This window comes from Actinomadura sp. GC306 (assembly GCF_004348665.1).
GTDB lineage: Bacteria > Actinomycetota > Actinomycetes > Streptosporangiales > Streptosporangiaceae > Spirillospora.
The window spans coordinates 1-5,462 of the sequence record NZ_SMKM01000370.1; the positions used below are offsets into that span (position 1 = coordinate 1).

Annotated in this window: 7 protein-coding genes and 1 pseudogene; 3 read left to right on the top strand and 5 right to left on the bottom strand. The window is 71.1% G+C overall.

Translation table 11 applies throughout. The features are described 5' to 3' along the window. The 4 genes and pseudogenes from E1200_RS30890 to E1200_RS30905 form a co-directional block, all read right to left on the bottom strand. Positions 1 to 606, bottom strand: a pseudogene (locus E1200_RS30890) (hypothetical protein); the annotation flags it as partial. Positions 607 to 756: 150 nt separating this feature from the next. Continuing rightward, positions 757 to 927, bottom strand: coding sequence for a PspC domain-containing protein (locus E1200_RS30895; RefSeq protein WP_243708983.1), 171 nt, complete (start codon positions 925 to 927; stop codon positions 757 to 759). A gap of 217 nt (positions 928 to 1,144) precedes the next feature. Then, positions 1,145 to 1,819 carry an HAD family hydrolase gene (locus tag E1200_RS30900; protein WP_131955784.1) on the bottom strand — a complete coding sequence of 225 codons (675 nt, stop codon included), beginning with the start codon at positions 1,817 to 1,819 and terminating at the stop codon, positions 1,145 to 1,147. After that, a complete protein-coding gene (locus E1200_RS30905; RefSeq protein ID WP_131955786.1) occupies positions 1,816 to 2,478 on the bottom strand; it encodes an MBL fold metallo-hydrolase in 663 nt (220 codons plus the stop codon). Before E1200_RS30905 ends, E1200_RS30900 begins: the two co-directional genes overlap by 4 nt. A 104-nt stretch (positions 2,479 to 2,582) precedes the next feature. Here E1200_RS30905 and E1200_RS30910 point away from each other — a divergent pair, with 104 nt between their 5' ends. Genes E1200_RS30910 through E1200_RS30920 form a run of 3 tightly spaced genes read left to right on the top strand, consistent with a single transcriptional unit; the run spans position 2,583 to position 4,974 of the window. After that, the gene (locus E1200_RS30910) at positions 2,583 to 3,650 is read left to right on the top strand and encodes a phosphotransferase family protein (RefSeq protein ID WP_131955788.1); all 1,068 of its coding nucleotides are present in this window, start codon (positions 2,583 to 2,585) and stop codon (positions 3,648 to 3,650) included. After that, on the top strand, positions 3,647 to 4,753 hold the full coding sequence (locus E1200_RS30915; RefSeq protein ID WP_207933627.1) for a hypothetical protein: 1,107 nt from the start codon (positions 3,647 to 3,649) through the stop codon (positions 4,751 to 4,753). The genes E1200_RS30910 and E1200_RS30915 overlap by 4 nt, the downstream gene beginning before the upstream one ends. A 20-nt stretch (positions 4,754 to 4,773) precedes the next feature. After that, positions 4,774 to 4,974 carry a hypothetical protein gene (locus E1200_RS30920; protein ID WP_131955790.1) on the top strand — a complete coding sequence of 67 codons (201 nt, stop codon included), beginning with the start codon at positions 4,774 to 4,776 and terminating at the stop codon, positions 4,972 to 4,974. 136 nt (positions 4,975 to 5,110) lie between these two features. Here E1200_RS30920 and E1200_RS30925 read toward each other — a convergent pair. After that, positions 5,111 to 5,462, bottom strand: a 352-nt coding sequence (locus E1200_RS30925; RefSeq protein WP_243708984.1) for a hypothetical protein, incomplete at its 5' end; no start/stop codon positions are given.

Here is a 5,462-nt window from a genome sequence, read left to right on the forward strand (position 1 = left end):
GTCCCCGACCGAGGGGTCGAGCCCGAAGCCCCGCCCGGCGCGCACCGCGTCCGGGGGGCCGGGGGCGGGCCGGTAGCCGGGGTGGCCGGACAGGAGGTCGCGGTCCCGCAGGGTGGTGCGCCCGGCGAGGACGACGTCGATGCGTTCGGTGCGGTCGTCCACGACGATCCGGACGGGCGTGTTCAGCAGGTGGTCGTGGACGGCGGGCCGCCAGGAGAGCAGGCCCGCGGCGAGCACGACGTCCTCGCCGGCGAGGTCGCGGAGGATCCGGTACCAGTTGCGGAGGGCGAGCCAGCCGTCGAACTCGTCGAGCACGACCGGCGGGTTCAGCGGGATGACCGGCACGCTGAACAGGACGTCGCCGGGCCCGGCGTCCGTCTCCACGTAGACGTCGCCGGGCAGCTCGGCGAGCCAGTGGACCCGGTCGTGACCCGACAGGTCGCGGGACGGGCGGCGGCGCCCCCGCGCCAGGTCGCGCAGGTATCTCAGCAGCCGCGCCGCGTGCTCGGCCGCGCGCGCGGACTCGGCCGCGCCGCCGGGCCGCTCCCGGGGTGCGCGGGGGGTCGTGCCCGGAAACCGGCCGTGACCGGGGCCCTCCTCAGGCACCGCGGCTCCTTCCCTTCCCACGGGGGAACGGATCTCTCACCTCGTCGTCCGGGCGGGCGAGGCCCCGGTCGGCCGGTGCGAGGTCCGATGGTGGTGCCACGATCTAACACCCCCGGGCGTGCCCGGCCAAGCGCTATCAATGATCTTGCCTCAGCGGCGGCCCACCGGATGGCGGTCCTCGTTCGGCATCATGACCCAGAGGACGATGTAGACGACGAACTGCGGACCGGGCAGCAGGCAGGACAGGACGAACAGCAGCCGGACGGTCCCCGCCGACATGTTGAAGCGTCGGCCGAGCCCGGCGCAGACGCCGGCGATCATGCGGTTACGCGGACGTACTAGACCGTTCATGACTTTTTCTCTCCCCGTTCAGCCGAGTGGTGAACATGGCCAGCGAAATTCGCGTCCACCTCCACCACGGTATGAACCGGACACGGGGCATCGCATCAGCCGCTGGGACTGTTCCCGCCCCATCCCTCCGGGTTAGGGGATCACCCCTAAGGGATCCTCGGTTCCGGCCGATACTCCGCCGACGAGATCAGGCGTTGTACTCGGCGACGAGTTCGGGGAGGCCGGCGAGGTCGTCCAGGACGAACAGGCACCGGCTCAGCGCCTCGTCGTCCTCCTGGATGTGCCCCCAGGGGCCGCGCCGCAGGAACGCCGTCTGCATCCCGAACGCGAGCGCGGGCCGGACGTCGTTGTCAATGCGGTCCCCCACGTAGAGGACGCGGTCGGGCAGCACATCGGCGATTTGCGCGCAGCGCTCGAAGAACTCCCGGGCCGGCTTCTGGATGCCCCACACGTCGGAGATGCCGACGACGTCGGCGTCCAGGCCGATCGCCGCCATCTGCTCGGCGGCCTCGACCGGCTGGTTCCCGGCGATCCCGACGTAGAGGCCCTGGTCGCGCAGCCCGGACAGGCAGGCGCGCGCGTCCGGGTACAGGTCGCCGGGCCCGAACCCGTTCGGGACGCCCGCCTCGGCGCGCCGCCGCTGCTCCTCGGCCAGGTCGAAGCCCGGCCGGAAGTATTCGAGCAGGTCCATGTGGGAGCCGCCGGTCGCGAGCACCGCGCCGAGCTTGGCGAGGAACGTGTGCCGCGGGACGCCGAGCCAGTCGGCCCAGCGCCCGTAGATCTCGCCCTCGTTGATCAGCGTCTCGCCGATGTCGAAGAACACCGCCTGGACGCGCCGGGGGGCCGGGAGGTCGTGGGTCACGGGCGCGCCAGGTCGACGGAGGCGCCGGGCTCCAGGCGGGTGAACTCCTTGCCGATCTCCTCGCCGGCCTTGCCGACATGCGTCTTCATCACCTGGAGGCCGATGTCGTTGAGCAGCCCGTCGTGGATGACGAACGCCCGGTCGGGGCGGACCTCGCGCGCGTACGCGTACAGCTCCGGGATCTTCATCCACGGCGCGTTGCCGGGCAGGCACAGCGTCGGGACGGGCTCGGACGGGACGGTCAGCGCGTCACCGGGGTGGAAGACCTCGCCGTCGATGAGGAAGCCGGTGTTCGGGATGGGCGGGACGTCCGGGTGCAGGATCTCGTGGTCCTCGCCGTAGACGTGGACGTCGAAGCCCGCGACCGTGACGGCGTCGCCGTGGCCGACCTGGTGGACGCGCCCGCCGAGGTCGGCGAGGTTCTCGGCGACGACCCGGGACGTCCACACCTCCAGGGCGGGCCGCTCGGCCATCGCGGCGCGCAGGGCGTCGGCGTCGAAGTGGTCGAAGTGCTCGTGGGTGATCAGGACGGCGTCGGCGGTGGCGAGGGCGGTGGCGAGGGCGCCGGACGCCTCGCTGAACGCGCCGGGGTCGATGACGACGCTGCGGTCGTCCTTGCTGATCTGGACGCAGGCGTGTCCGAGCTTGGTCAGGCGCATCAGGCGATTTTTTCACGTCCCGGTCCCGGGCCATTGACCACCCCCGCCCCCGTTGATAGAACACGTTCTAATTCGGGGCGCGAACCGGCGCAAGGAGGCGGCGAATGCCCGTTCCCGACCAACGCGACTCCGAGGTCACCCGGAGCAGCCTCACGGGCTGGCTGGACGGGCACCTGCCCGGGGCCCGCATCACCGCTCTGGAGACGCCGCAGACCAGCGGCTTCTCCAACGAGACACTGATCTTCGACGTCGAGTGGACCGGCGGCGACGGCGCCCTCCGGCGCGAGCCGTTCGTGGCGCGGGTCGCCCCGATGAACTACCAGGTGTTCCCCGAGCCGCGGTTCGAGGAGCAGTACCGGCTGATGCGGATCCTGGACGAGCGCACCTCCATCCCCGTGCCGCCGATCCGCTGGTACGAGCCGTCCCCGGACGTGCTGGGCGCCGCGTTCTTCGTGATGGGGCGGATCGAGGGCCGCGTCCCGACCGACATGCCGCCCTACCACTCGGACGGCTGGGTGACCGAGGTCCCGCCGGACGAGCGCGCCGCGATGTGGTGGTCCACGCTGGAGATCCTCGCGGACCTGCACCGGCTCGACCCGCGGGAACTCGGTCTCGGCTTCCTCGACCAGCCGGAGTGGGGCGCGCCCGGCCTCGACCAGCGGCTCAACTACTACGAGCACTACCTCCACTGGGCCTACAAGGGGCCGCAGGAGACGGCGCTCAAGGCCCTGGACTGGCTGAAGGCCAACCGCCCCGACGAGCCCGACGCCCCTGGCGTGCTGTGGGGCGACTCCCGCATCGGGAACGTGATCTTCCAGGAGGGCGTGCCGGCGGCCGTCCTCGACTGGGAGACCGCGACGCTCGGCGCGCCCGAGGAGGACCTCGCCTGGTTCATGTTCATCGACCGCCACCACTGCGAGGGCATCGGCGCGCCCCGGCTGGACGGGTTCCCGTCCTACGCCGAGACGGTCGACCGGTACACCGGGCTGCTCGGCCGCCCGATGCGGAACATGGCGTACTACGAGATCCTGTCCGGCTTCAAGTTCGCGGTGGTGATGGCCCGGATCGGACAGGCGATGATCGACTTCGGCTGGATCGACGAGACCTCCGACTTCCCCTACGACAACAACTGCACGCGGCTGCTCGCGCGCATCCTGGAGGAGACCACGTGACGCTGTCGCCGCTCGACGACTACCCGATCCACCAGGCGCCCGAGGTGATGCGGCACGTCACGACCTCGGACCGCAACTTCTACGACCGGTACTACTTCAACGCCCACCCGTGCTCCGACGAGCTGATGCTGATCATCGGGATCGGGCAGTACCCGAACCTCGGGGTCATGGACGCGTTCGCGGTCGTCCGGCACGGGCCGGTGCACAAGGTCGTCCGGGCGTCCCGCGAGCTCGGTGCCGACCGCATGGACACCAGGGTCGGGCCGTTCCGGGTCGAGGTGATCGAGGGGCTGAAGCGGCTCAGGGTCGTCCTGGACGAGAACGAGCACGGCCTCGCGTTCGACATGACCTGGGAGGGGACGATCCCCGCCACGCTGGAGCCGCCGCACTACCTGCGCTGGCAGGAACGGGTCATGTTCGACTCGCGGCGGCTCGCGCAGACCGGCCGCTGGACGGGCACCATCACCATCGACGGCGAGACCATCGAGGCCACGCCCGACCACTGGTGGGGCTCCCGCGACCGCTCCTGGGGCATCCGCCCTGTGGGCGAGCCGGAACCGCCCGGTATCCAGAGCAAGAACGCGGGAACGTTCTACTGGCTGTACACGCCGATGCAGTTCGAGGACCACTCGATCCTCTGCATCGTCCAGGAGGACGAGAAGGGCCGCCGCATCCTGGAGGAGGCGACGCGGGTCTGGCCGGACCCGGACCGCGAACCCGAGTACCTCGGCCGTCCCGAGTACCTCCCGAACTACGCCGAGGGCACCCGCGACGTGGTCGACGCCACGCTCCGGTTCGCGCCGCCCGGCGGGACGCCGTTCGAGGTCCGCGCGACGCCGATCCTGCCCGTCCACCTGATGGTCGGCACCGGGTACGGGCTCGAACCCGACTGGAAGCACGGCATGTATCAGGGCCCGGAGACCAAGGTGCAGGGCGTCACCTACGACACGCGCAAGCCCGACGACGCGGCCCGCATGTGGGGCCTCGTCGATTCGGTAGCGCGCTACGAGTACCTGGACGGCGCCAACCCCACGGAGGTCACGACGGGCCACGGCCTCTACGAGTACTGGGCCCTCGGCCCCCACCCCTCTTTCGCCGAATGACTCTGCGAGACTGGGCGACCGTGACGACCCCGCCTTCGCCCGACCCCCCGGACGCGGGCCGGCCGTCCCGGGAAGAACTGGACCGGCTGGTGCGCGACCGCATTGCGAACTGGCGCGAGCAGCCGCGCGGGCTTGCCTGCGCGGTGATCGGCGCCTTCATGATCCTCACTACCGCCGCGTTCGTGTTCGCGGTGGTGGCGGTGGTGGACGCGATGGGCTGAGCGCGCAAAGAGGCCGAGCCCGGAAAGAGACCGAGCCCGGAAAGAGGCCGAGCTCGAAAGAGGCCGAGCACGCGAAGCCGTGGAGCCGCCGCACCGACCGGGGTCGGCGCGGCGGCTCCACGGCCCCTGCTCAGGTCTAGGTGGGGATCCCTCCGGACCCCTCGGCGATGGTGAACGCCACGTCGCCCTGCGGGTCGACCTGGGCATCCAGGGTCTTGTCGTCCAGCATCTCGGCGACGCTCGGCTCCAGGTACACCTTCGCGCCCTCCTCCTCGACGACCTGGTCGCCCGCCTCGGGCGCCGGGGCGACCGAGAGCCGGAGGGCGTCCGAGCCGTCGAGTCCGGACTCGATGCGGATGCCGGTCTCCGGCGGAAGCTCCGGGTTGGCGGTCACGGTACGGATGACCTGCACGGCACCGCTGGTCAGCGTGAGCACGATCAGCTCCTCACGTCTTCGTCTCTCTCGCTTCGGATCTGCCCCACCCTCC

Bases quoted from the DNA above. Each gene is read 5' to 3' on its own strand.
- E1200_RS30910 (WP_131955788.1), top strand. From the start codon at position 2,583: ATGCCCGTTCCCGACCAACGCGACTCCGAGGTCACCCGGAGCAGCCTC.
- E1200_RS30905 (WP_131955786.1), bottom strand. From the start codon at position 2,478: ATGCGCCTGACCAAGCTCGGACACGCCTGCGTCCAGATCAGCAAGGAC.
- E1200_RS30895 (WP_243708983.1), bottom strand. From the start codon at position 927: ATGATCGCCGGCGTCTGCGCCGGGCTCGGCCGACGCTTCAACATGTCG.